Source organism: Sphingobacterium sp. NPDC055431 (assembly GCF_053644255.1).
In genome coordinates this window covers 57,753-81,184 of the sequence record NZ_JBSHLH010000005.1, presented here as the reverse complement: position 1 = coordinate 81,184, position 23,432 = coordinate 57,753, and the positions used below count along the sequence as shown (strand labels likewise).

The 23,432-nt window shown below is 40.3% G+C and carries 22 protein-coding genes; 11 read left to right on the top strand and 11 right to left on the bottom strand.

From position 1 onward, the window contains the following. Positions 1-34 precede the first annotated feature (34 nt). The 7 genes from ACWIB3_RS07030 to ACWIB3_RS07000 all read left to right on the top strand — a co-directional run bounded on the left by ACWIB3_RS07030 (position 35) and on the right by ACWIB3_RS07000 (position 6,410). Positions 35-2,320, top strand: coding sequence for an ATP-dependent helicase (locus ACWIB3_RS07030; RefSeq protein WP_185214019.1), 2,286 nt, complete (start codon positions 35-37; stop codon positions 2,318-2,320). Positions 2,321-2,377: 57 nt separating this feature from the next. After that, complete coding sequence (locus ACWIB3_RS07025) at positions 2,378-3,109, top strand: DUF4290 domain-containing protein (protein ID WP_185214018.1); 732 nt, start codon at positions 2,378-2,380, stop codon at positions 3,107-3,109. Between the two features lie 122 nt (positions 3,110-3,231). Continuing rightward, the gene (gene murA / locus ACWIB3_RS07020) at positions 3,232-4,557 is read left to right on the top strand and encodes a UDP-N-acetylglucosamine 1-carboxyvinyltransferase (RefSeq protein WP_185214017.1); all 1,326 of its coding nucleotides are present in this window, start codon (positions 3,232-3,234) and stop codon (positions 4,555-4,557) included. Between the two features lie 98 nt (positions 4,558-4,655). Continuing rightward, positions 4,656-5,288, top strand: a complete 633-nt coding sequence (locus ACWIB3_RS07015; protein WP_185214016.1) for a YceI family protein — start codon at positions 4,656-4,658, stop codon at positions 5,286-5,288. Between the two features lie 117 nt (positions 5,289-5,405). Continuing rightward, positions 5,406-5,879, top strand: a complete 474-nt coding sequence (gene rlmH / locus ACWIB3_RS07010) for a 23S rRNA (pseudouridine(1915)-N(3))-methyltransferase RlmH (RefSeq protein WP_185214015.1) — start codon at positions 5,406-5,408, stop codon at positions 5,877-5,879. A gap of 52 nt (positions 5,880-5,931) precedes the next feature. Beyond that, the gene (locus tag ACWIB3_RS07005) at positions 5,932-6,063 is read left to right on the top strand and encodes a hypothetical protein (protein ID WP_262890811.1); all 132 of its coding nucleotides are present in this window, start codon (positions 5,932-5,934) and stop codon (positions 6,061-6,063) included. A 119-nt stretch (positions 6,064-6,182) separates the two neighbouring features. Next, a complete protein-coding gene (locus ACWIB3_RS07000; RefSeq protein WP_454291296.1) occupies positions 6,183-6,410 on the top strand; it encodes an HAD domain-containing protein in 228 nt (75 codons plus the stop codon). Between the two features lie 322 nt (positions 6,411-6,732). On the opposite strand, the gene ACWIB3_RS06995 is transcribed toward ACWIB3_RS07000, so the two are convergent. Together ACWIB3_RS06995 and ACWIB3_RS06990 are read right to left on the bottom strand one after the other, a co-directional pair. Then, positions 6,733-7,194, bottom strand: a complete 462-nt coding sequence (locus ACWIB3_RS06995) for an NUDIX domain-containing protein (protein ID WP_313261191.1) — start codon at positions 7,192-7,194, stop codon at positions 6,733-6,735. A 113-nt stretch (positions 7,195-7,307) separates the two neighbouring features. Next, complete coding sequence (locus tag ACWIB3_RS06990; RefSeq protein WP_185217594.1) at positions 7,308-8,045, bottom strand: hypothetical protein; 738 nt, start codon at positions 8,043-8,045, stop codon at positions 7,308-7,310. 143 nt (positions 8,046-8,188) lie between these two features. Here ACWIB3_RS06990 and ACWIB3_RS06985 point away from each other — a divergent pair, with 143 nt between their 5' ends. Then, positions 8,189-10,606: an alpha-ketoacid dehydrogenase subunit alpha/beta gene (locus tag ACWIB3_RS06985; RefSeq protein ID WP_454291251.1), complete on the top strand. Its 2,418-nt coding sequence runs from the start codon at positions 8,189-8,191 to the stop codon at positions 10,604-10,606. A 19-nt stretch (positions 10,607-10,625) separates the two neighbouring features. Here ACWIB3_RS06985 and ACWIB3_RS06980 read toward each other — a convergent pair whose 3' ends face one another. The 5 genes from ACWIB3_RS06980 to ACWIB3_RS06960 form a co-directional block, all read right to left on the bottom strand. Beyond that, a complete protein-coding gene (locus ACWIB3_RS06980; protein WP_313261193.1) occupies positions 10,626-11,489 on the bottom strand; it encodes an ROK family protein in 864 nt (287 codons plus the stop codon). Then, a complete protein-coding gene (aroC, locus tag ACWIB3_RS06975; protein ID WP_254528072.1) occupies positions 11,479-12,576 on the bottom strand; it encodes a chorismate synthase in 1,098 nt (365 codons plus the stop codon). The genes ACWIB3_RS06980 and aroC overlap by 11 nt, the downstream gene beginning before the upstream one ends. Before the next feature lie 62 nt (positions 12,577-12,638). Continuing rightward, complete coding sequence (aroA, locus tag ACWIB3_RS06970) at positions 12,639-13,892, bottom strand: 3-phosphoshikimate 1-carboxyvinyltransferase (protein ID WP_454291250.1); 1,254 nt, start codon at positions 13,890-13,892, stop codon at positions 12,639-12,641. 2 nt (positions 13,893-13,894) lie between these two features. Then, positions 13,895-15,001 carry a chorismate mutase gene (locus ACWIB3_RS06965; RefSeq protein ID WP_185214008.1) on the bottom strand — a complete coding sequence of 369 codons (1,107 nt, stop codon included), beginning with the start codon at positions 14,999-15,001 and terminating at the stop codon, positions 13,895-13,897. A gap of 43 nt (positions 15,002-15,044) precedes the next feature. Beyond that, positions 15,045-15,875 (bottom strand): prephenate dehydratase, encoded by an 831-nt coding sequence (locus ACWIB3_RS06960; protein WP_185214007.1) that lies wholly within the window; start codon positions 15,873-15,875, stop codon positions 15,045-15,047. 605 nt (positions 15,876-16,480) lie between these two features. Here ACWIB3_RS06960 and ACWIB3_RS06955 point away from each other — a divergent pair. From ACWIB3_RS06955 to ACWIB3_RS06945, 3 genes are read left to right on the top strand one after another with little or no spacing between them, the layout of a single operon-like run. Then, on the top strand, positions 16,481-17,335 hold the full coding sequence (locus ACWIB3_RS06955; protein WP_313261199.1) for an EamA family transporter: 855 nt from the start codon (positions 16,481-16,483) through the stop codon (positions 17,333-17,335). Then, complete coding sequence (locus ACWIB3_RS06950; protein ID WP_454291249.1) at positions 17,332-17,949, top strand: IMPACT family protein; 618 nt, start codon at positions 17,332-17,334, stop codon at positions 17,947-17,949. Before ACWIB3_RS06955 ends, ACWIB3_RS06950 begins: the two co-directional genes overlap by 4 nt. After that, positions 17,946-18,800 carry a nucleoside phosphorylase gene (locus ACWIB3_RS06945; protein ID WP_313261200.1) on the top strand — a complete coding sequence of 285 codons (855 nt, stop codon included), beginning with the start codon at positions 17,946-17,948 and terminating at the stop codon, positions 18,798-18,800. Before ACWIB3_RS06950 ends, ACWIB3_RS06945 begins: the two co-directional genes overlap by 4 nt. Before the next feature lies 1 nt (position 18,801). On the opposite strand, the gene rodA is transcribed toward ACWIB3_RS06945, so the two are convergent. Genes rodA through mreC form a run of 4 tightly spaced genes read right to left on the bottom strand, consistent with a single transcriptional unit; the run spans position 18,802 to position 23,415 of the window. Beyond that, the gene (rodA, locus tag ACWIB3_RS06940) at positions 18,802-20,070 is read right to left on the bottom strand and encodes a rod shape-determining protein RodA (RefSeq protein WP_185214003.1); all 1,269 of its coding nucleotides are present in this window, start codon (positions 20,068-20,070) and stop codon (positions 18,802-18,804) included. Next, the gene (mrdA, locus tag ACWIB3_RS06935; RefSeq protein WP_454291248.1) at positions 20,063-22,039 is read right to left on the bottom strand and encodes a penicillin-binding protein 2; all 1,977 of its coding nucleotides are present in this window, start codon (positions 22,037-22,039) and stop codon (positions 20,063-20,065) included. Before mrdA ends, rodA begins: the two co-directional genes overlap by 8 nt. A gap of 19 nt (positions 22,040-22,058) precedes the next feature. Then, positions 22,059-22,589, bottom strand: coding sequence for a rod shape-determining protein MreD (mreD, locus tag ACWIB3_RS06930; RefSeq protein WP_237219514.1), 531 nt, complete (start codon positions 22,587-22,589; stop codon positions 22,059-22,061). Continuing rightward, on the bottom strand, positions 22,579-23,415 hold the full coding sequence (gene mreC, locus ACWIB3_RS06925; RefSeq protein WP_185214001.1) for a rod shape-determining protein MreC: 837 nt from the start codon (positions 23,413-23,415) through the stop codon (positions 22,579-22,581). The genes mreD and mreC overlap by 11 nt, the downstream gene beginning before the upstream one ends. Positions 23,416-23,432 lie beyond the last annotated feature (17 nt).

Sequence of the window (23,432 nt, the reverse complement as noted above, 5' to 3'; positions counted from 1 at the left end):
GAGGCATTACATAAGATAAATTTAGGAGAGTATTTTGGATTTTTTAGCAGGACTGAACCCCTCACAACGAGCCGCAGTTGAACAAACAGAAGGTCCAGTAATGATTGTTGCTGGAGCGGGATCTGGAAAAACGCGTGTAATTACCTATAGAGTAGCCCATTTGATACAAAAAGGAGTAGATCCTTTCAATGTCCTTGTGCTGACCTTTACCAATAAGGCTGCCAAGGAAATGCGTGAGCGTATCATGAAAGTGGTCGGCTCTGAAGCCAAAAATATATGGATGGGTACATTCCACTCAGTGTTTGCGCGAATCTTGCGGGTCGAAGCAGAACTTTTGGGATATCCCAAGAACTTTACCATCTATGATACAGATGACACGAAGAGTTTGTTGAGGACCATTTTGAAAGAAATGAACCTAGATGACAAGCTCTATAACGTAAACCATGTATATGGAAGGATTTCATCAGCGAAGAATAATTTAATATCCCCACAGGAATATAATAAGAATGAGGCAATCCTTGCCGAAGACCAGTCTAACGGAAGAGGGCAATTGGGCCAGATCTATATGGCCTATGCGCAACGCTGTTACCGTGCTGGAGCGATGGATTTTGATGATTTACTTTTCAAGACCAATGTGCTGCTCAATAAATATCCGGACGTACTGCATAAATACCAGCATCAGTTCAAATACCTGATGGTGGATGAGTACCAGGATACCAACTTTTCGCAGTACCTGATCGTGAAGAGATTGGCTGCGGTCAATGAAAATATCTGTGTGGTAGGGGATGATGCCCAGAGTATCTATGCCTTCCGTGGTGCCAATATCCAGAACATCCTGAATTTTCAGAAGGATTATCCGGATGTGAAGGTCTTCAAATTAGAACAGAACTACCGTTCGACCAAGATGATCGTGAATGCTGCTAACAGCATTATTGCGAACAATAAGAATCAATTGGAAAAGAACGTGTTCTCGGATAATGAGGATGGGGAGAAAATCAAGGTTAGCCGCGCCTTTTCAGACAATGAGGAAGGAAAGATCGTGGCAGAGGCCATCTCTCAGGAAAAATCCCTGAAAGGATTGCACTATAAAGATTTCGCTATTCTCTATCGGACGAATGCCCAATCCAGATCGCTGGAGGAGGCTTTGCGGAAATTGAATATCCCCTATAAATTGTATGGTGGAACTTCCTTCTACCAACGTAAGGAAATTAAGGATTTAATTGCTTATTTTAGGCTGACCTTCAACCCGAACGATGAGGAAGCCCTGAAACGTGTGATCAACTATCCACGTCGGGGGATCGGCGATACAACGGTTGAAAAGATCATGGTTGCTGCCGATCAACAGCAATTGCGTTTGTGGGATGTAGTGGCAAATTCCCAAATGTTCCTGGACGGTAGAAGCGCTGCCTCGGTTTCCAATTTTGGATTGATGATCCAGAGTTTCCAGGCGACTGCAAAAACCAATACCGCATTTGATACTGCGATGCATATCGCGCAGCATTCTGGAATACTGAAGGATCTCTATGAGGATAAATCTGTTGAGGGACTTGCAAGATATGAGAATATCCAGGAGTTACTGAACGGTATCAAGGAGTTTTCGGAAAGAGAAGATCTGGAAGAAAAAGGTTTGGATGTCTTTATGCAGGACATTGCCCTATTGACCAATGATGACAAGGATAAGGATCCGAATGCGGACACGGTTTCATTGATGACCATCCATGCTTCTAAAGGGCTGGAGTTTCCAGTGGTTCACATCGTGGGGCTGGAAGAAAACCTGTTTCCATCGCAACTTTCCCTGAATTCGAGATCGGAACTGGAAGAAGAGCGGAGGTTGTTTTATGTTGCCGTTACAAGAGCAGAGAAGAAATTGCACATTTCCTATGCGACATCGAGGTACCGTTGGGGAACCTTGAACAATTGTGAGCCGAGCAGGTTCTTGGATGAACTGAATCCAAGTTGCCTAGACCTTGACTTCAAACCACGTGGAGGCGGGATGATGGACGATGATTTTGGTTCGGAAAGAGTGCAATGGCAGCGTAAGGAAGGCAATTCCGGCGGTGATGTGTTCTCGAAGCCTAAGCCAAAAGTGATAAAGACCACATCGATTTTGCCGAAGGCCCATAAGCCGAGTGCAGACTTTGCACCATCGGATACTTCAGGCCTGCAGGTCGGTATGGAAGTGGAACATGAACGCTTCGGTTTTGGTAAGGTAATTAACCTTGAGGGAAACAAACCGGACATAAAAGCAACTATTTTCTTCAAAGAGTTGGGACAGAAGCAATTGTTGCTTAAATTTGCCAAGCTTAGAATAGTAAATTGATACCCAATTTAGAATTACATATTTAACGCCTTTATAGGGTTAAAGCAAAATAAACATATGATTTTTGATTATAACAGCACTAGACCAAAATTAATTTTGGCAGAATATGGCAGAAATGTACAGAATATGGTCGACTATATCTGTACGCTGTCAGATAGGGAAGAAAGAAACCGCTTAGCCCAGGTTGTCATCGATATGATGGGGGTATTGAACCCGCATTTACGTGATGTATCTGATTTTAAGCATAAACTTTGGGATCATCTCTATATTATTTCGGACTTTAAGATCGATGTGGATTCCCCATATCCCATTCCTACCAAGGAAAATATCCACCATAAACCGGAGCCTCTAAAATACCCGAACCATAATATCAGGTTCAAACATTATGGTCATACGGTGGAGGACATGATCAATAAAACATTGAACATCAGCAATCCAGAAGCTAGATTGAAAATGACCCTGAGCATTGCCAATTTCATGAAAATGGCATACCTGACTTGGAATAAAGATTCTGTATCGGATGATCAAATCCTTCAGGACCTGAAGACTTTGTCGCATGGAGAATTGGTTCTTCCGGGCGATACAGTCCTGACCAAGCTAGACTTCAAAACTCCGCCTCCAGGGAACCGTGTTAAATCCTCAGGCAGCAGCACTGGCCATCAGCAGCAGAACAAGCCGCAAAACAGCTATAACAACAAGAGGAGCAACAATAACAACAACAATAACAATAAGAGGCCCTCGAACAACAATAACAACAACAATAACAGACAGAAAAAAAGTTATAAATAAGACCGGATGAAGAAAGCAATTGAATCGCAACGGGACAATTGCTTTTTTCATGTGGGCTTGATATGAATTGAACAGACCTTTGGGCATAATCATTCCTGAGGTATGGTTGATATGAAAAAACTATGAATGCATTTGAAATTTACGGTGGCAAACCATTAAAAGGAGAAATCGTTCCGCAAGGAGCAAAAAACGAAGCATTACAAATTATCTCTGCAGTACTATTGACTGCTGAGAAAATGACCATTAGCAATATCCCCGACATTAAGGATGTCAATAAACTGATCGATCTTTTGGCAGCAATGGGTGTCGAAGTAAACAGAATCAGTGACGATACCTATGAGTTTGAGGCTAAGAATATCAATATAGATTATTTTCAATCGGAGGAGTTCAAGAAAAAAGGGGGAAGCCTACGCGGATCGATCATGATCGTTGGGCCATTGTTGGCAAGATTTGGAAAGGCTGCTATCCCTAAACCTGGAGGTGACAAGATCGGTAGACGCCGTCTGGATACCCACTTTTTAGGTTTTGAAAAGTTAGGGGCTAAATTTGTCTATGATGCAGAGAACCATTTCTTCAATGTGGATGCAACCCAGTTGAAGGGGACTTATATCCTATTGGATGAGGCTTCAGTTACGGGTACGGCCAATATCGTGATGGCTGCCGTTCTTGCAAAAGGGGTAACCACGATCTATAATGCTGCATGTGAGCCTTATCTTCAACAGTTATGTAAGATGTTGAACAGGATGGGAGCTAAGATCTCTGGGATCGGTTCAAACCTCTTGACAATTGAAGGTGTTGAGCAATTAGGTGGCACAAGCCATAAAATGCTTCCAGATATGATCGAAATCGGTTCTTTCATTGGTTTAGCTGCCATGACTGGGTCTGAGATCACCATCAAGGATGTATGTTTCCAGGAATTGGGGATTATTCCATCGGTATTTTCCCGTTTAGGAATCAAGTTTGAGTTGAGAGGCGATGATATCTTTATCCCTGCTCAAGAGAATTATGAAATCGACACCTTTATCGATGGTTCGATATTGACCATTTCTGATGCTCCATGGCCAGGTTTTACACCGGATCTTTTGAGTATCGTTTTGGTGACAGCGATCCAGGCCAAAGGAAATGTATTGATCCACCAGAAGATGTTTGAAAGCAGGTTGTTCTTCGTCGATAAATTAATCGATATGGGAGCACAGATTATTCTTTGTGACCCTCACCGTGCGACCGTTATCGGCTTGAACAAGCAAAATAAACTTCGTGGAATTGAGATGACCTCTCCAGATATCCGTGCTGGTGTATCATTATTAATTGCTGCATTATCGGCACAAGGAAAGTCCGTAATCTACAATATCGAGCAGATAGAAAGAGGTTATCAGCATATCGAGGAACGCCTAAAAGCATTAGGTGCAGACATCAGAAGGGTTGAGGCACAGCCAGCTGGGCATTAAACCTGAATTGTCTGCCTATTGTTAAAAAAGGAATCAGAATTGGATAATCTACTAAGTCTATATAATTTTGTACTCAAATTAATTGTTCAAACACACAGATGAAAAAAATCACATTATTATCAGCAGTTGCGGCATTAGTATTGGCTTCATGCGCTGGAAACCCAGAAGGTAAAAAAGCTGAAACCAAGGATTCAGTTTCGATCACACAAACTGAAGTAACTGGAGATGCCTATACAGTTGATACAGCTGCATCCAAAGTAGTATGGACGGGTACAAAGGTTACCGGTAAACATACAGGTACAGTAACTGTTAAATCTGGTACAGTAAACGTTGATAACGGTAAATTAACTGGTGCTAATGTAGTATTGGATATGACTACAATTGGATCGACTGACCTAGAAGGTGAGTTCAAAGGAAAATTGGATGGACACTTGAAGTCTGATGATTTCTTTGCAACGGAAAAATTCCCTGAAGCTTCTTTCACGATCACTGAGGTTAAACCAGGTGCGACAGATGCAGACCTGAACATTTCTGGTAACTTGGTTATCAAAGGTGTTAGCAAGAACATTACATTTGATGCAAAAGTTGTTGAATCTACTGAAACTGCAGTGAAAGCTACTGCTAATTTCAACATCACTAGAGCTGATTGGGGTGTAACTTATGAAGGAAAATCTGATGATTTGATCTCTAAAGAAATCAACTTCGACATTACCTTAGTTGCAAATAAATAATTTTATTTAATTCTATAATAAGAGCCTTTGGTCATAGATCAAAGGCTTTTTTTGTGAGCTTCTCCCTCGGGAACAGACTTAATATCTTATTTTTGTAATTCAATTAATTCATTGCCAATGAAAATTACGCTGATCTGTATCGGGAAGACAGATGACCAACATATTGTGAAGGGGATTGAGATCTATACAAAAAGGTTGAAACATTATGTGAACTTTCAGATTGTGACCATCCCTGATATCAAAAACTCCAAGAACTTAAGTGAAAGCCAGCAGAAAGAGAAAGAAGCTCAGCTATTGCTTAAGAATTGCAGTAACCAGGATTTTATCATCCTACTGGACGAACGAGGAAAGGAATATACCTCCGTGGAGTTTTCCGCGTTTCTAGAGAAGCAAATGGTATCCAGTGTGACACATTTGGTTTTTATGATCGGTGGCCCTTATGGCTTTGATGAGACGGTCTATCAGCGCGCCAATGCGAAGATATCGCTGTCTAGGATGACTTTCTCCCATCAGATGGTCCGATTGTTCTTTGTGGAACAGATCTATCGCGCCTATACGATAATGAGAGGTGAACCCTATCATCACGAATAATTTTATGTAAATTGAATATTTAAAGCATCATATATTAAAAGTAAAGGAAAACATGGACGATAATAAATTTAAAAGGGACTATAAATTTAAGAGCCAAGAGGGTGCTCATGGTGGTGGGATCAATAAATGGATCATTATCATCGGCGGAGCAATAGTGATATTATTGGCTTATCTGTTGAGATAGGGGGGCAGATTATTCTGTTTTGCAAGAATTTGAAGAGTTGACAAGGGATAGATTTGAAGAATTTATTGTCCAGAATAGTTATTGGATATAAGACTGTTCAAGTCAAGGTATGTTTATAAATAATTACCTCAACGGTCAGTAGAAAAACGGAGATAATTGATTGGATTAGCAGGCATAAATTAAAACCGGAGGAAGTCTTGATCATTGATGATGATAAATCCCTGAATGATCTACCATTGAACTTCAAGGAGCGCTTAGTTTTGACTAATCCTTATGTTGGATTAAATAACCAAAATGAATTAAAAAGTGTTCTAAAAAGGAAAGTAAAAAAGACAGTTTCGGGTTAAAAAACTTTAAAGGTTTTCAAAAAGCTTTATCATTTAATGGATAAGGCTTTTTTTGTGTCCCCAGAGGCTTATTTGGGTTCTTGTAACAAGGTTTAATGATTCTAGGGGAGAAGTAGCTCAGTAAAGGATGTGTGGGGGGTATAAATAAATAAGGCGATACGGGGAGTATCGCCTTAAAATCACACTAACTATTAATAAAACCCTATAGAACTAGGTGTTTTCAAAACATAGATCTTAGACTAGACTTCAGTCTATCTCCAAGACCCACTGTAAAAGTAAAAACCTTTTATTATAAAATCAAATAAAAGTTGCAACATTTATATTATAATTGAATTTTATCTGTACTTTTTAAAAATTCAACCCACGCAACCTGGTCAGTTTTAAATGTTAAGTCATTTTCTTGCAGTTCGTTTAAAGGAATTAACCTAAACGCTTGTAGTTTTCCTTCTAGGGATTTTTCGGTAAAGTCGAAAGATTTTGTCCTAATGTTTAATTCTACGTTGTTTTTTTGCTCTACTTGATAGTATATGGAAATAATTTGACTATCATTAAAACTTGATTTTTCATAGAAGTCTGTGGTGTAAATATGCTTGATGACCTCAACTTCCATCCCGGTTTCTTCCAGATATTCTCTTTTTAATGCATCGATCAATCCTTCTCCATATTCCAATCCGCCACCAGGGAATTTAGTGAAGGATACATTCTCCGTTCGTTCATCGCTAATCAAAACTTCATTACGTTCGTTGATCATTATGCCATAAACCCTAACATTAAATAAAAACATAGTTAAAAATATTGGATCTTGCCTTGGAAGGGGCAAAATCTAGATGTAGTAATTTGTAAATTCTGAGTCTGGTAAAAGGTGAAGGTAGGGTATCCCTGCCTTCACCATCAATATTATAATGGTTGGAAACCAGAATCCACGGATTCTGTTTCTAAGCCAACCAAGGAGTAGTGTTTTGGTAAAAACCAAGAAATGGTATTCATCGCTTGTTTGTACTCTTTTTCGTTCGAAAAGTTTTTTGGAGTAATGTTGAATACAAGATCTTGTGTGACCTTCTCTTCATCCGTATAATTTCTGGCGATCAACATGACCATCGGGTTCTTCACGCCTGAATACTGTAAGAATTCGCGGATCTGACGACGTGCATAATCAGGTAAAATCTCTTGGGCTGGTTGTCCGACCAAAAGCTCTTCATCACTGCCGATTACAAAATCTTGGTTGTTTATCGAGAAATGGTGCTCGTCGGTATAAAACTCATGGCGCAAGGCATAGTTCAATAAATCTCCATAGCTGAACATCCAGTCAGGATTTTCTTTCCTGGTATTCAATGCCACCCCAAAACCATTCTGTAAAAGGTTGCCTAATTTATTCTTAATGACATAGGCTTGGAAGTTCTCTCCCGGTTCTACCGAACGAAGGTTGAAATAGGGGAAGCCCTCCGTACTCATGATGATCTCTGGTTCGGATACCGCTAGGTTTGCTTCAGCAATATTATCGATAAACTCCGCTACCCAATCATTGTTCCTCTTTTCTAAAGGGATTGTTAGCAGGTTGTTAATGACTAGTGTTTTTTCAAGATCTCCTAAATTCCCGGATCCCGCATTAGCATCAAAAAAATGTATGTTACTCATAAGTCCTTTGAAAATACGGCTAAAAGTAAGGATTATTGTCTTAATGTAAAGTGTTTTATTCAAAAATGATGGGATTTAAAGGACAATTAGGGTAAGATAAACTCGTTTATTTTCTTATTTTTGTTAAAAAAGGAACCACTTTAATGTCAGAATTAAATACGACACGATCAGTGCAATATAATACATCAAAAATAAGCTACGAGGAATTCCGCCAGGTACTCATAGAAGATTATAAACTAGCCACGCAAAGCCGATTTGTCAGTCTATTGGGAAGAAAGGAAGTGCTTACAGGCAAAGCTAAATTTGGAATTTTCGGAGATGGTAAGGAATTGGCTCAGATTGCTCTATCCAAGGTTTTTAAACCTGGGGATTGGCGATCAGGGTATTATAGGGACCAAACTTTGGCTTTCGCCCTAGGGATCAGCAATGTCTATAATTTCTTTTCGCAATTGTATGCTAATCCTGATGTAGAAGCGGATCCATCTTCTGCGGGAAGACAAATGGTGGCCCACTTCGCCACACCTCTTCTGAATGAGGACGGTGAGTGGATCGACCAAACCAAGCAGGTTAACTGCTTTTCTGATATTTCCACCACCGGTGGACAGATGTCAAGGATCCTAGGTTTAGGATTGGCATCGAAACTTTATAAAAACAATCCTAATCTCTCCCATAAAGATAAGTTTAGCAATGATGGACAAGAGGTGGTTTTCTGTACGATAGGAAACGCCGCGACCTCGGAAGGGGTGTTCTGGGAAACGGTGAATGCTGCCGGTGTGAAGCAACTGCCTGTCGTGATCTCCATTTGGGATGACGGTTATGGAATCTCCGTTCCTAATGAAATCCAAACCACCAAAGGTGATATCTCTGCTCTGCTGAGAGGTTTTCAGGAGGATGAAGCAGGTCCTGGATTTGAAATATTTCGCGTGAAAGGCTGGGATTATGCCGGTCTCTGCGAGGTATATGAGAAAGCTGCGGATTTTGCCAGAAACAACAGTAAACCTTGCCTGGTGCATGTTGTCGAAATGACCCAACCGCAAGGTCACTCCACCTCCGGATCGCACGAACGCTATAAAAGCCATGAACGATTGGAATGGGAAACCGAGTTTGATTGCAATAAGAAAATGCGGGATTGGTTGATAGATTCTGGAATGGCTACCGAGGAAGAATTGGCAGCTCTCGATTCGGAAGCAAAGGATTTTGTGAGGAAAGAACAGAAACGTGCCTGGGCAGATTATAGAAAAACGCTGCAGGTGGACCTACAGGAAGCTATTGCTAAGTTGGAAGGGATCAATCATCATGCTGCAGAAATACCTTTAAAAACCTTGTTGTCAACTACAGAGCCTTCTCTTAAGGAGGTTTATGTAAATGTCAGACGCGTCATTAGGGAGCTTCGTGGAGTGGATGTTTTAGGGAAAGAAGAGTTGATATCATGGTTCCGCGAAAAACAGAAAATTAACCATGGTCGATTCAACGATAAGCTATTCGTTGATACTAAATATTCTCCACTGTTAGTGGAAACCGTTCCTGCTGAATTTGATGAGGATTCTCCTATAGTGGATGGTCGTGAGGTACTGAATGCTTGCTTCAAAGCTAATTTTGATAAAGATGCGCGACTGTTGGCATTCGGAGAAGATGTTGGTAAGATTGGTGATGTAAATCAAGGATTCGCAGGCTTGCAAGAAGAATTTGGGAGCCAGAGGATCTTCGATACCGGAATTCGGGAGTCTGCAATAATTGGAAAGGGGATAGGCTTAGCTGTTCGTGGCTTTAGGCCTATTGCTGAAATTCAATATTTGGATTATCTGATTTACGCAATGCCTGTTCTCAGCGATGATTTAGCGAGTTTGAGTTATAGAACAAAAGGAAGGCAAAGAGCTCCTTTGATCGTAAGGACCCGTGGTCATCGATTGGAAGGTATTTGGCATTCTGGATCACCGATGTCAGTGCTTTTGGGCGGTTTGAGAGGAATGCATATCTGTGTGCCAAGGAACATGACCCAAGCTGCTGGAATGTATAATACGCTTCTTAGATCCGATGAACCTGCAGTAGTGGTAGAATGTCTGAATGGTTATAGATTGAAAGAGAAAATGCCGGTCAATATCAGTGAATTTACCGTTCCGATTGGGAAAGCTGAAAAGATAAGGGAAGGTGCTGATATTACGGTAGTGTCTTATGGATCAACACTTAGGATTGTGCAAGAAGCTGCTTTGGAATTGGATAAATTGGGTGTTTCCATAGAAATCATTGATGCTCAATGTTTGCAACCGTTCGATAGAGACAAGATTTCTGTTGAATCCTTAAAGAAAACAAATAGATTATTAGTGGTGGATGAAGATTTCCCTGGAGGAGCCTCTTCTTATATCACCCATGAAATATTGGAAAAACAAGGTGGTTATTACCATTTGGATGGACAACCTAAAACCTTGACTGCAAAAGCTCATCGTCCGCCTTACGGCTCCGATGGAGACTATTTTACTAAACCAGCTGTTGATGATGTCGTGGAAACGGCTTATCAAATGATGTCTGACAGTAATCCAACAACATTTCCTCCTATCTTCTAGGAGGAAATGTTCCTGAATATTATATACCGTTTGAGAATAGGGATGCCGCTCCGATAATCGCAGCATGCTCTTGGTATTGACCAATCTGAACCTCAAATCCTTCCAGAACAGATTTGTCTGGGAAAATACGGTCCCAAGCCTTTACAATGTTCCCGCCAATTACAAAGGACTTGCAATCATGCTTTTGGCTAAAAAACTCCATAAAACGCAATAAGTGTCCCTGATATTCTGAAAGCAATTGAGTTACTTCTTTGGTTTCAGCATGTTTTTCAAGGATCTCCCTTAATCCGCTTTCCTTAAATCCTGCTAATTCCTCAAATCGCTTTACAAACCATCTTGTTACCAGGTATTCTTCAAAGATAGAGTCCTTATAGACCGTATCCCAAAGATCAGCATCGAATGCTTTCTCTCCCTGACTCCAAACTGCGCTCCCTAAACCTGTTCCCAAAGTAATTCCTAAAATCCTATCTTTATGGTCTAATCCACATCCAAAGACCTCGCCTTGTAGAAAGGCAGCAGCGTCATTGATGTATAGAATTTTGAAATCTTGTTGACCAAGCCCTTCTAAAATAGGCTCAGTAACTTTGATATTATAAATACTATCGTATTTTGATTGACCCTTCATGAGGGCAATTCCCTTATCGTAATCAAAGGGGCCTGGAGCAGCAATTCCAATGTTAACTACTTCTAAATCAGTTTTTTCTAGGCAGGATTTCATGTTAGTGGTCCAGTCAAGAAAAATCGATTTAGCATTTTCCAATGAATTTACATGCGAACGGGTGATGGTTTCGTTAAGAATTCTCCAAGAATCCTTCTCAACGATCGCTGAAGTGATATGTGTCCCGCCAATATCACATGAAAGAATATAATTGCTATTCTGCATTCTTTAAATAGGCCTTATATTTTAATAAATGGTCAGCTATTACAAGGGCAGCCATGGCTTCCACGATAATAACTGCACGAGGTACAACACAAGGGTCATGGCGTCCCTTTCCTGAAATGGTTGTTTCGTTTCCTTCTTCATTTATTGTGTTCTGATCACGCATGATCGTAGCAACAGGTTTAAATGCAGTGCGGAAAGTAATATCCATTCCATTAGAAATGCCTCCTTGAATACCTCCTGAAAAATTGGTTAATGTTTTTACTTGATTATCTTCCTTTACAAAGATGTCGTTGTGCTCTGAGCCTAACATTTTTGAACCTTCAAATCCCGATCCGTATTCAAAGCCATGAACAGCATTAATACTCATCATTGCCTTGGCTAGGTCTGCATGAAGTTTGTCGAATACTGGCTCTCCAAGTCCGACTGGAACCTTTCTGATGACAGTGGAAATAACACCGCCAACTGTGTCTCCATTTTTACGGACTTGATTGATGAATTCTTCCATTTCGGAAGCACTGGCAGGGTCAGCACATCTTACGATATTGCTCTCCCTGGTTTCCAACAATCCATTTAAATCATTTAGCTCCAGATTAGGAGCCTGGATATTCCCTACGGCAGAAACATGGGCAAATATTTCGATTCCGTATTGTTTTAAGAATAATTTTGCAATTGCTCCTGCTGCTACACGAGCTGCAGTTTCTCTTGCTGATGACCGACCACCACCACGGTAATCGCGGATGCCGTATTTCATTTGATAAGTGAAATCTGCGTGAGAGGGTCTGAATTTATCTTGAATGTGAGAATAGTCCTTAGAACGTTGGTCTTCATTTGGAATTACGATGGCAATGGGCGTGCCTGTAGATTTTCCCTCAAAAGTACCGGATAGAATTTGTGCAGTATCGCTTTCTTTTCTTTGGGTTGTGATCTTGGATTGGCCAGGGCGGCGTTTGTCCAATTCTGATTGAATGAATTCTTCATCAATTTCAACCAGCGCTGGGCATCCATCCACTATCACCCCAATTGCCTTTCCATGTGATTCCCCGAAAGTGCTTATCTTAAATAAATCTCCAAAAGTATTTCCTGCCATAATTCGATAATGCCCGTAAATATATAAAAATAGATATGAAAATTGCTTAGCTTATAATAATATTATTTTTCAGTGATTTGGAAGCCATGTTCTTCTAGATGCTGCCAAAACATAGGATATGATTTTTCAACCACGATAGGTTCTTCAATGGTAACTTGATTGAATACTAATGCCAGTGGAGCAAAAGCCATTGCCATGCGGTGGTCTTCATAGGTTGCAATAGTAAGGTTTCCTGGATCTTGTACATCAGCGGTCTTCAAGTGATAAGTTTCACCATCTGCGATCAGTTTTGCTCCGAACTTACCGATTTCAGTCTGTAAGGCAAGGATTCTATCTGTTTCCTTGATTTTCAAGGTTTCTAACCCTGTAAATGAAACGTCCTTTTTTAAAGCTGAAGCAATAACGACAACTGTTTGAGCTAGATCAGGACATTCTTTAAAGTCGAATAAAGATTTTTCAGACTTGCTGTCCACTTTTTTCAAATGGAGACCATCTTTTTCAAAGCTTGACTCCACTCCAAAATGCGTCATGATTTCAACGATTGCCATGTCGCCTTGCAAACTATGTTCTTTTAATCCAGGCAACACAATTTCCCCGTTTTGGGAAAGAGCAACGATAGAGTACCAATATGAAGCTGCACTCCAATCTGGTTCAACATAGATCACTGACTCAGTAAAATCCTGCTTAGCAATCTGGATTTTATTTTCTTCAAAATTGTATTGGATCCCACATTCCTTCAGCATTTCCAAAGTCATGGTTACATAAGGCCTAGAAGTCAATTCGCCTATAATATCAATGGTCAAACCTTTCTTTAAGGAAGGAGCGATCAGCAATAGCGAAGAAATATACTGGCTACTGATATTACCTTGAATTGAAATTTGTTCTTTGCCTTGAATCATTCCACCTTCAATTTTTAATGGTGGATAACCCGCCTTGTTTTCATAATGGATATCAGCACCCAGGTCCTTTAGGGCATCCACGAGAATCCCGATAGGTCTCAGTTGCATCCTTTCAGTTCCCGTTAAGATAAAGTTTCCTTTGATCAAGTTCAGGTAAGAAGTCAAGAACCTCATTGCGGTACCTGCAGGACCGATATCGATGCTGTTGATTCCAGGATTAGGATTAGAAGCTTGGTTCAGGGCAGCATTTAAAGTTACGGTATCAGCTGCTTCAGAAAGATTTTCAACGCGTACAGCACCTTTACTTAATGCTCTGATAATAAGAGCACGGTTGCTCTCTGATTTTGAACCAGTAAGTTGAACCGTGCCTTTAATTTCTTGCGAAGGGTGAGTTAAAATTAAGCTTTTCGCCGTCATTCTTAAGCCTCCGCAACCGGTTTAGTGTTCATAACCTCGTTTTGCTTACGAATCGATTCGTTATGCAACAACTCTAAATATTTTGAAGTAAACTCTTCGCTTAGGTTAAGGGCCTTCGCTAATTGAATACGTTTCTGAACGATTTCATCCCAACGGTTGATCTGAAGGATCGTTACATTGTTATCTCTTTTGAACTCTCCGATTTTCTCAGCAATTTTCATACGGTCAGCGATCTGTTTGATGATTTGGTCATCCAACTTATCGATCTGTCCACGCAATTCAGCTAATTTATCTTCGAATGCAGGATTGTTAGATTCAGGCTTACGTACAGCTACATTATCCAATAGTTCAGACAAAGCTGCAGGGGTAACCTGTTGTTTAGCATCTGTCCAAGCAACTGAAGGATCGATATGCGACTCGATGATCAAACCTTGCATATCCATATCCATTGCTTTTTGCGTAACGTAAGGGATTAATTCACGGTTACCGCAGATATGGCTAGGGTCGTTGATGATAGGCAATTCAGGAGCGATCGCTTTCAATTGGATAGCGATATCCCACATTGGTTCATTACGGAAAGCTGTCTTTTCGAAAGAAGAGAATCCACGGTGGATAGCAGCTAATTTCTTGATTCCAGCTCTATTTACGCGTTCCAATGCACCAATCCATAGAGAAAGGTCTGGATTCACTGGGTTTTTAATCAATACAGGAACATCAACACCTTGCAATGCATCTGCAATCTCTTGAACTGTAAATGGGTTCGCAGTAGAACGAGCACCAATCCACAAAATATCAATTCCAGCGGCCAATGCTTCCTCAACATGTTTTGCCGTAGCTACTTCTGTTGCGGTCAACAAGCCGGTTTCTTCTTTAGCTCTCTTCATCCATTCCAAACCGATGCTGCCAATTCCTTCGAATTCTCCTGGTCTAGTACGAGGTTTCCAGATACCTGCACGCAAAACATTCACTTTTCCAGTGTTGGCTAATAAATGTGCTGTAGATACCACTTGCTCTTCTGTCTCAGCACTACATGGTCCGGCAATGATTAAAGGTTTATCCCCTGTATCCAACCAAGATTTTAAAGGGAGAATGTCTAATGAATGTTTCATTGTATTTTAGTTTGATTATTTACTTGTTAAATTATTTTTTGATTTAGATCTTTTCGTTTTTCAGGTATTCACCCATGATGCTGAAGTTCACGGTGTGCTTCAGGACCTTACGGATGGCAGCATCATAGTCAGCTTGTTTTTTCCATTCCACATCCACATAGAAATCATATTCATTTCTTCTGCCTACAACGGGCATAGATTGTATTTTGCTCAGGTTGACATTTTGTTCAGCAAAGCATTGTAAGACCATCGCTAATGCACCAATAGCATGGGAAGTCTGGAAAGATAATGAAGCTTTGTTAGCATTTTTCTGCTCTTCTAATTCGTTTGAAAGGATCAGGAAGCGGGTAGAATTCTTTTTATTGGTTTCAATTCTCTTTTCCAAGATCTCCAAACCATACAGTTTTGCGGCGGCTTCACTTGCGATAGCGGCGGTATGGGTCAATTTCTCATCCAAGATCTTTTTGGCACAAGCTGCCGTATCCATTCCTTCCTTGATGGTCCACTCAGGGTGATCACTTAGGAACTCATCACACTGCCTAATGGCAATAGGGTGGGACTCGACAAATTGTACATCTGAAATTTTAACTCCAGGCAATGCCAAAAGATGCTGTTGGATATTAAGATGAACTTCGCCGATGATATGAAAGCGGTAGTCCCTTAAAAGATTGTAATTAGGTAGAATGCTTCCAGCAATTGAATTTTCAATCGCCATCACGACATAGTCTGCTTTTCCTTGCTTCAGGAGGTCACATGTTTTCTTAAATGATGAACATTCAAGCGTTTCTATGTCCTTGCCGAAATATTTATAGGCAGCTTCCTCATGAAATGAAGCTTTTACTCCTTGGATGGCAATCTTTATTTTCTCACTCATTATCTTTATTATGCTTTACTTTTTTGTCAAAAAAAAGGTCCCAAACTTTTCAGCTGGGACCCTTCAATATTTTCTAAATACCATATACTAGTCCCAGCTCTTATCTTTAAAATAAAAGAACCAAAAGTTGGTATATGTATATTGTATGTTCATTTCCCGTTTATTTGTTTTCAAATATAGAGCTTCTTTATTTAAGTGCAAAATATTTTTTTAAAAAATATTGTTTTATGCTATAAAAACTAATCAAAAATAACGTAAAAATACATTAAAATTTACTATAAAAATAGCCTAAAAAATAGTCGTAAATTATGGATAATATGTCTATATAAATAATAAAATATGCCTTTAAAACGAATTAATGTGATTTTGTTAAAATTTTGACTTATAAAATTCGTCTAAAAAAAAGCATAAAAAACACCAAAAAATAGCGCATAAAAATGGTGAAAAAATATTTAAAAATTTAACAAAAATCAGCTCATTTCTCAGTCAAAAAAATGATGTTTTGAAGCAATTTCTGATTTCTCAATACTTGATTGATCCTTTTCCTACTCTATTTGCTATCTAGAAAAGGATATATTTGTAGCATTTCGAAGAATAGTACAAAAATGCATTATATCCTCATTTCGGTTCTCTGTTCAGTGACTGTTGCCATCATTATCAAATTGGCCAGACAGCGTGGAGTGAACTACTTACAACTCCTGGTCTGGAATTATCCCATTGCACTTTTCCTAACCTATCTGGTGCTGAAACCCCAAATTGTTCCTTGGACTTCCAACCTTCCTTGGGCAATCTATGTTCCTTTGGGGTTCCTTTTACCCTTTATATTCATATGTCTGGCCCTTTCTATCCGTTATGGAGGAATTGTCAAAACGGAGGTTGCTCAGCGATTATCCCTATTTATTCCATTGTTAGCAGCCTATTTCTGGATGAATGAAGAATTTGCAGCCAATAAGTTTATTGGTATCGCAGTAGGATTGGTTGCTATCGTGTTTTCTATAGGTTGGAATAAGAATGATCGAGTTCAGGGAAAGCAAATTTGGATATACCCTTTGTTGGTGTTCTTCGGGATGGGTATCATTGATATTCTTTTCAAGCAGATAGCCTTAAACAGCCAGATAACCTACATGTCCTCCCTTTGGATAGTATTTACCCTGGCTTTAGGATTTGCATTGCTCTTTCTAGTTTACCTCCTATTTGTCAAAAAACAGGACTTTGACAAAAAATCCCTCCTTTACGGCGCTATTTTAGGCGTTTTTAATTTTGGAAACATAGTCTTTTACATGAAAGCGCACAAAGCACTGCCTGATAGTCCATCCCTAGTTTTCACAGGGATGAATATTGGCGTGATTGCGGTGGGAGCGATGGCAGGAGTGATACTATTTCAGGAGAAACTTAGCGTTTACAATAAAATTGGGCTATTTTTGGCCATTATTTCAGTTTTATTAATTGCATTGCTGTGAGTTTATTCGAAGATACATACCAAACTATTGAAGCACCTTCAGAAGGAATTTTTAGGGACAAGGGAAGCAAGTTTATCGCCTATGCCTATCCCTTCAGGGACGAAAGTAAGCTTAAGGATATTATCGCTGAATTGAAATCCATGCACCCCAAAGCCCGCCACCATTGTTATGCCTATCGGCTTAGCCCAGACCGTGCAGTGTTCCGGGTAAATGACGATGGAGAACCCTCAGGGACTGCAGGGAGACCTATATTGAATGTTTTGCTCTCCATGGATGTCACAAATATCCTGGTGGTGGTCGTTCGTTATTTTGGAGGAACCTTATTGGGAGTATCAGGCTTGATCAATGCCTATAAAACAGCAACCCAAGAAGCCCTTGCAGAAGCAGAAGTCGTGGAAAAGACCGTAAATGATGTCTACGAATTGAAGTTCGATTACCTACAGATGAATGATGTCATGCGGATTGTTAAGGAAACAGATCTAGTCGTTTTGAGTCAAGATTTTGATACGAATTGTAAAATTACCTTCGAAATCCGTAAATTACAGGTAAATGAAGTGATCGGGAGAATGGAGAAGATTGAGGGGGTAGAGATCAATTACTTGCGAACCATATGATTAACGATTCTGAACTAATTATTAATTCCGATGGAAGTATTTACCATTTGAATTTATTGCCATCTGATATTGCCGAAACTGTAATTTTCGTCGGAGATCCTGACCGTGTTCCTGAAGTTTCCAAATACTTCGATGATATCGAGATCAAAAAAGGAAGACGAGAATTTATTACCCATACTGGTTCCGTCAAGGGAAAAAGGATCACCGTTATTTCTACAGGGATTGGAACAGATAACATTGATATCGTCCTGAATGAATTGGATGCTTTGGTCAATGTCGATTTCCAGACCAAAACCCTAAAGCCTGAAATCAAATCCTTAGATATTATCCGAATTGGAACCTCCGGGTCTATCCAAGGGAATATTTCCATGGGTACCGTATTAGCTTCCGAATTTGCAATAGGATTCGATACCTTAATGCAATACTATAGAAAACCTTATACCGAGCCCGAAGTCCAATTGCAGGATGCCGTAGTCAAGCACTTTGATAGCCTAACATTCAAACCCTATGTAGGCCGGGCGTCCCAAAAGCTTTTGGATCAATTTGCATTCGACCTTCCAAAGGGAATAACCATGACAGCCCCAGGTTTCTATGGCCCCCAGGGCAGGAATGTAAGGTCCAACAATATCTATCCGGACCTCATCAAGAATGCCAACAGTTTTGAAATTTCAGGAAGAAACATCACCAATCTAGAAATGGAAACTGCGGGGATCTATGCGCTCAGTAATATGTTTGGTCACCATGCCATCTCCATCAACGCAATACTTGCCAGTCGAGTGAGTGAATCTTTTAGTAAAAATCCCCAAGAAATTGTTGATAAGGCAATAAGATTGGTGTTAGAGAGAATATAAGCTACCCCGTCCCTTTCCTTGTCGAATCAAACTTCAACAGAATAAACAACAATATGGTAAAGGACCATAATGAGGATCCTCCATAACTAATAAAAGGCAATGGGATACCAATTACAGGGACGATTCCGATGGTCATTCCGATATTGATAAAGAAGTGGAAGAATAGGATAGAAGCTACCCCGTATGCATAGATCCTGGCGAAGGCGGTACGTTGTCTTTCCGCAATATTCACAAGTCTTACCAGCAAAGCAACATAGATGGAAATCAATACTACAGAACCTACAAAACCCCATTCTTCACCCACCGTACAGAAAATAAAGTCGGTACTTTGTTCTGGCACAAAGTTATATTTTGTTTGGGTACCTTGGAGATAGCCCTTTCCAAAAAGCTGACCGGAACCAATGGCAATCATCGATTGGTTCAGGTTATAACCTTGACCTTTGGGGTCATCCATTTTGCCCAAGATAATATCGATACGGTTTCTTTGGTGCGGTTGTAGGATTTGCTCATAAGCGAAGTCCACGCAGAGCACATACACACTGGAAACCACAAATAGGATCGCCATATTGATCAGGTTCTTTCGTTTTTTGCGCATCATAAAGGCGAAAAAACCGCAGACCAAGGCCAATATACCGATCAGGATCCATTGATTGACCAATAATGCCAAGACGAAAAGGAATATCGCCAAGCCACCAATGATCAATAATCCTGTGCTCACATAACCTTCCCTATAGAACACAAAGATCAAGGCAAAGAAAGCCAAGGCAGAACCCGTATCAGGTTGCAACATAACCAAAGCAACAGGAAACAATACAATACATGCACCTATGAACAAGGTCTTCATATTGGGGTTTTTGTTCGTCTGGTTACTGAGGTAGTAGGCCAACAATAGACAGGTTGCCAACTTTCCAAACTCAGAAGGTTGCAACCTAAAACTACCTAAAGGTATCCATGCCTGGTTACCCCCAACATTTCGACCAACCACCAATACAGCCACCAAAAGCAGAATGACGATGATATAGATAATAGGGGCCGAGGATATGAAAAATCGGGAATCAATGATCAGGATACAGATACCAATGATCAGTGCCGTAAAGATATAAATGGATTGCTTTCCGTAGTTGGTCGCCAGATTAAATAAACCTGGATTCTCAGCATCGTATACTGCAGCGTGGATATTGAACCAACCGATCAAACATAAAGCCAACCACAATCCAATGGTCAACCAATCAATTCTACCGAAAAAACTTTTCTTATGTAGGTTATTCATGGTTTCTCCTCACTTGGCTATGGTGCACTAATACTGCAGATTCCGTTTTTTTCTTTGGGTCTACTGCTGCGGTACGTACCGTTTGTGGTTTATTGTTATTCTTAGTACTGTTCTTTTTGATGCTTTCCTCTTTCTTCACTTTTGGCTTCGGCATTAAGTTACCATTATAGATCCTGTCCTGAATATATTTAGGCAAGGAGATGGTATCCTTCAGGTATTTTTCAACCATCATACTCGCGATCGGAGCCGCCCATGTCCCTCCATAACCAGCATTCTCTACGAAAACCGCAATGGCGATTTTAGGATTATCCCTTGGTGCAAAAGCAAAGAATACGGCGTGGTTTTCACCATGTGGGTTCTGAACGGTACCCGTTTTTCCGCACATCTCAATTCCAGCTATTCTTGAGGCCGCGCCGGTACCACCCTGGTTCACTGCTTGGCTCATTCCCTCAATGACAGGCTCATAGTGTCTGGCATCAACACCAGCAGAGATCTTCTCTGTAAATTCTTCCTTCACGATCTGCTTTTCGCCAATTCCCTTAATGAGGTGCGGGCGGTAATAGAATCCTCGATTTGCCACAATGGCCATGATGTTGGCCATTTGCAATGGTGTGATCCCTAGTTCACCTTGACCGATAGAGAGGGAAATATTAAAACTAGATCTCCAATTTCCGCTCCCATATCTTTTGGTATAAAAGTCTGATGTAGGTACAAGTCCCGGTTTTTCGCCTGGAAGGTCTATCCCCAATTTATGCCCAAGGCCAAATTTTCCCAATGCTTCCTTCCAGAGGTCATAGGCTTTCGGACCGCTCATTCCTCTGCTGTCGATCATTTTGGCATATACATACCCATAATAGGTATTACAGGACATCTTGATGGATTTTACCAGTCCGGTTGCACCATCAACGTGAGTACAGCGCATTATCGCACGTCCACCACCATAGCGATATCCACCTGGACAATAAAACACAGTCTGATCATTTATCACACCAGCTTGCTGGGCAGTTAGAGCAGAAACCACTTTAAAAACGGATCCCGGAGGATAAGAAGCTTGAATGGGACGGATAAACATAGGTTTGGTTTCATCATTCAACAATTTCATGTAATTGTTTCCTAATTCACGTCCAACCATCATATTTGGATTGTAAGATGGACTACTTACAAAACTCAAGATCTCACCCGTGGAAGGCTCGATGGCAACCACAGAACCTAGTTTGTTTTTCATCAGCTTTTCAGCCAATATCTGAAGGTCTTTGTCCAAGGAAGAAACAAGTCCATCCCCTGTAACAGCAAGAGTGTCATATTTACCATCCATAAAACTACCCTGAGGTCTGTTCAAGGCATCAACCATTTGGTTTTCCACCCCACGTTTACCCCTCAAAAGTTCTTCATAGGCACGTTCTACTCCAGATGCTCCAATATAATCTCCAGGGCGATAAAAGCCATTCGATTTTTCAATATCTCTTTCATTCACCTCCTGGATATAACCCAAAAACTGCGCGGCAATACTATCAGGATAACTACGAACGGTACGGTTAAGAGGGTAGAAACCCCTGAACTTATACAGGTGTTCCTGAAATTTGGCATAGACAGTCGATGAAACCTGCTTCATAAATTGTGATGCCCGATAGGGTGAGTGTGCTTTCGCCTTTCTCATCCGAACATTGAAATCAACCGTGTCGATCCCTAATAGGTCACATAGCAACAGGGTGTCCAGATCCTTGACTTCCCTAGGGGTAACCATGATATCATAAACAGGTTCATTCTGGACCAAGACTTTACCATTCCGGTCTAAAATAACACCTCGTGCGGGATAGATGATCTTTTTCCGCATGACGTTGTTGTTGGCTGATAGAAGGTATTTGTCGTCGATGACCTGTATATAGAAGAGTCTTGCTACAATAACGAGTGCAATAGCAATGAAGATTCCTTGGATAACGAACTTACGGTTGAAATAACTATTGTTCATGAGAATAAGACCGTAATTTTTAATTACTTAATAAGCGAGATTTTCTTTTGTAAATAAGTATACTAATCAATATGATTAACAAGATAGTAAAAATACTGCTTAGTAATATGCTCAGTAGTGTGCTTAAATAGTTTGAGAAACTAAAATATTCTACATGCAGAAGAACGAAATGGTGGATCAACGTTCCGATAGAAATATAGGAAAGGAACCATTTGGCGCCCATATTGCCTAATGAAGGAGTTTCAAAGGAATCCTGAACATCAACGTCCAAGGTAATTCTATGGAAAAATATCCTATACCAGGTCAGGGCTACGCAGGCTGCAGCATGCACACCTATCGAATCATAAAAGGCATCTACGGTTAGTCCTGTTAGGAAGGCCAATACATACAATACAAAGTTTGGTGTACCGATGGGTAACAAAAAGATGATCAGGATATACGGAAAAGGAGTCGCTAAGTTATAATATCCAATATTCTTGAACAATACAACTTGCATCGCGATCAATACAATAAATCGAATAATATTGAAAATTATCACCTTACCCATCATTATCCTCCGTTACGGCTTCCAATTCATTTTTTTCATTCTCCAGCAGATCCTTCACCACATACACATGGTTTAGATTGCTGAAATTCGTCCTCAATTTAATCTTGATGTCCAGGAAGGAGCCTCCTGAACTTATACCAGTTTCTTCCACCGATCCAATTTCAATACCTTTCGGAAACAGGGAAAACCCTGACGTGTAGATCTTTTGTCCTTTTTGGACTTTAAGATGGTTTGGGATATCCTTGACAATGGCAAACTGCGGGTCGGTTGTATTTCCCCAGACCAAAGATCCAAAGACATTTGTGGTATCCATGGTCACTGAAACCCGGGTATCTGGATGCAATAAAGATTGAATGGTACTAAAATGTGCTGATACATTCAGGACAATACCGACAACACCATTGGAAGTGATGACACCTAATCCTTTCTGAATGCCTGCCAATGAGCCTTTATTGATCGTAATGAAATTACTTTTCTGGTGTACACTGTTGTTAACGACCTCTGCCATCGTGAACTGGTACCTGTTCATATCGATGGAATCATTGATCTGTACAGAATCCAAGGTGTCGGTCAACAAATAGTGTTGGAGTTGTTTTCTAAGTTCAGAGTTTTCCAGCGCCAGGTTTTTATTGGTTTCTTCCAAAGCCAAATAACTTTTCCAAGAATTCAACTTATCGTAAAAAGATCCTACGACTACGTTTGAAGAATTGATGAAGGCTGAGCGTTGGTACCTGTTGTTTTGGACAACTAATAGGAGAGAGGCAACAAAAAAGAGAATAAACCAAAAAAAGGCATTATATCTAACCAAGAAAAGCCAAAGGTTCTTCATTATTGTTCTCTTTTAAT

Coding starts and splice junctions, on each gene's coding strand:
- ACWIB3_RS07025 (WP_185214018.1), top strand. CDS start 2,378: ATGATTTTTGATTATAACAGCACTAGACCAAAATTAATTTTGGCAGAA.
- murA (WP_185214017.1), top strand. CDS start 3,232: ATGAATGCATTTGAAATTTACGGTGGCAAACCATTAAAAGGAGAAATC.
- ACWIB3_RS07015 (WP_185214016.1), top strand. CDS start 4,656: ATGAAAAAAATCACATTATTATCAGCAGTTGCGGCATTAGTATTGGCT.
- rlmH (WP_185214015.1), top strand. CDS start 5,406: ATGAAAATTACGCTGATCTGTATCGGGAAGACAGATGACCAACATATT.
- ACWIB3_RS07005 (WP_262890811.1), top strand. CDS start 5,932: ATGGACGATAATAAATTTAAAAGGGACTATAAATTTAAGAGCCAAGAG.
- ACWIB3_RS06995 (WP_313261191.1), bottom strand. CDS start 7,194: ATGTTTTTATTTAATGTTAGGGTTTATGGCATAATGATCAACGAACGT.
- ACWIB3_RS06990 (WP_185217594.1), bottom strand. CDS start 8,045: ATGAGTAACATACATTTTTTTGATGCTAATGCGGGATCCGGGAATTTA.
- ACWIB3_RS06985 (WP_454291251.1), top strand. CDS start 8,189: ATGTCAGAATTAAATACGACACGATCAGTGCAATATAATACATCAAAA.
- ACWIB3_RS06980 (WP_313261193.1), bottom strand. CDS start 11,489: ATGCAGAATAGCAATTATATTCTTTCATGTGATATTGGCGGGACACAT.
- aroC (WP_254528072.1), bottom strand. CDS start 12,576: ATGGCAGGAAATACTTTTGGAGATTTATTTAAGATAAGCACTTTCGGG.
- aroA (WP_454291250.1), bottom strand. CDS start 13,892: ATGACGGCGAAAAGCTTAATTTTAACTCACCCTTCGCAAGAAATTAAA.
- ACWIB3_RS06965 (WP_185214008.1), bottom strand. CDS start 15,001: ATGAAACATTCATTAGACATTCTCCCTTTAAAATCTTGGTTGGATACA.
- ACWIB3_RS06960 (WP_185214007.1), bottom strand. CDS start 15,875: ATGAGTGAGAAAATAAAGATTGCCATCCAAGGAGTAAAAGCTTCATTT.
- ACWIB3_RS06955 (WP_313261199.1), top strand. CDS start 16,481: ATGCATTATATCCTCATTTCGGTTCTCTGTTCAGTGACTGTTGCCATC.
- ACWIB3_RS06945 (WP_313261200.1), top strand. CDS start 17,946: ATGATTAACGATTCTGAACTAATTATTAATTCCGATGGAAGTATTTAC.
- rodA (WP_185214003.1), bottom strand. CDS start 20,070: ATGAATAACCTACATAAGAAAAGTTTTTTCGGTAGAATTGATTGGTTG.
- mrdA (WP_454291248.1), bottom strand. CDS start 22,039: ATGAACAATAGTTATTTCAACCGTAAGTTCGTTATCCAAGGAATCTTC.
- mreD (WP_237219514.1), bottom strand. CDS start 22,589: ATGATGGGTAAGGTGATAATTTTCAATATTATTCGATTTATTGTATTG.
- mreC (WP_185214001.1), bottom strand. CDS start 23,415: ATGAAGAACCTTTGGCTTTTCTTGGTTAGATATAATGCCTTTTTTTGG.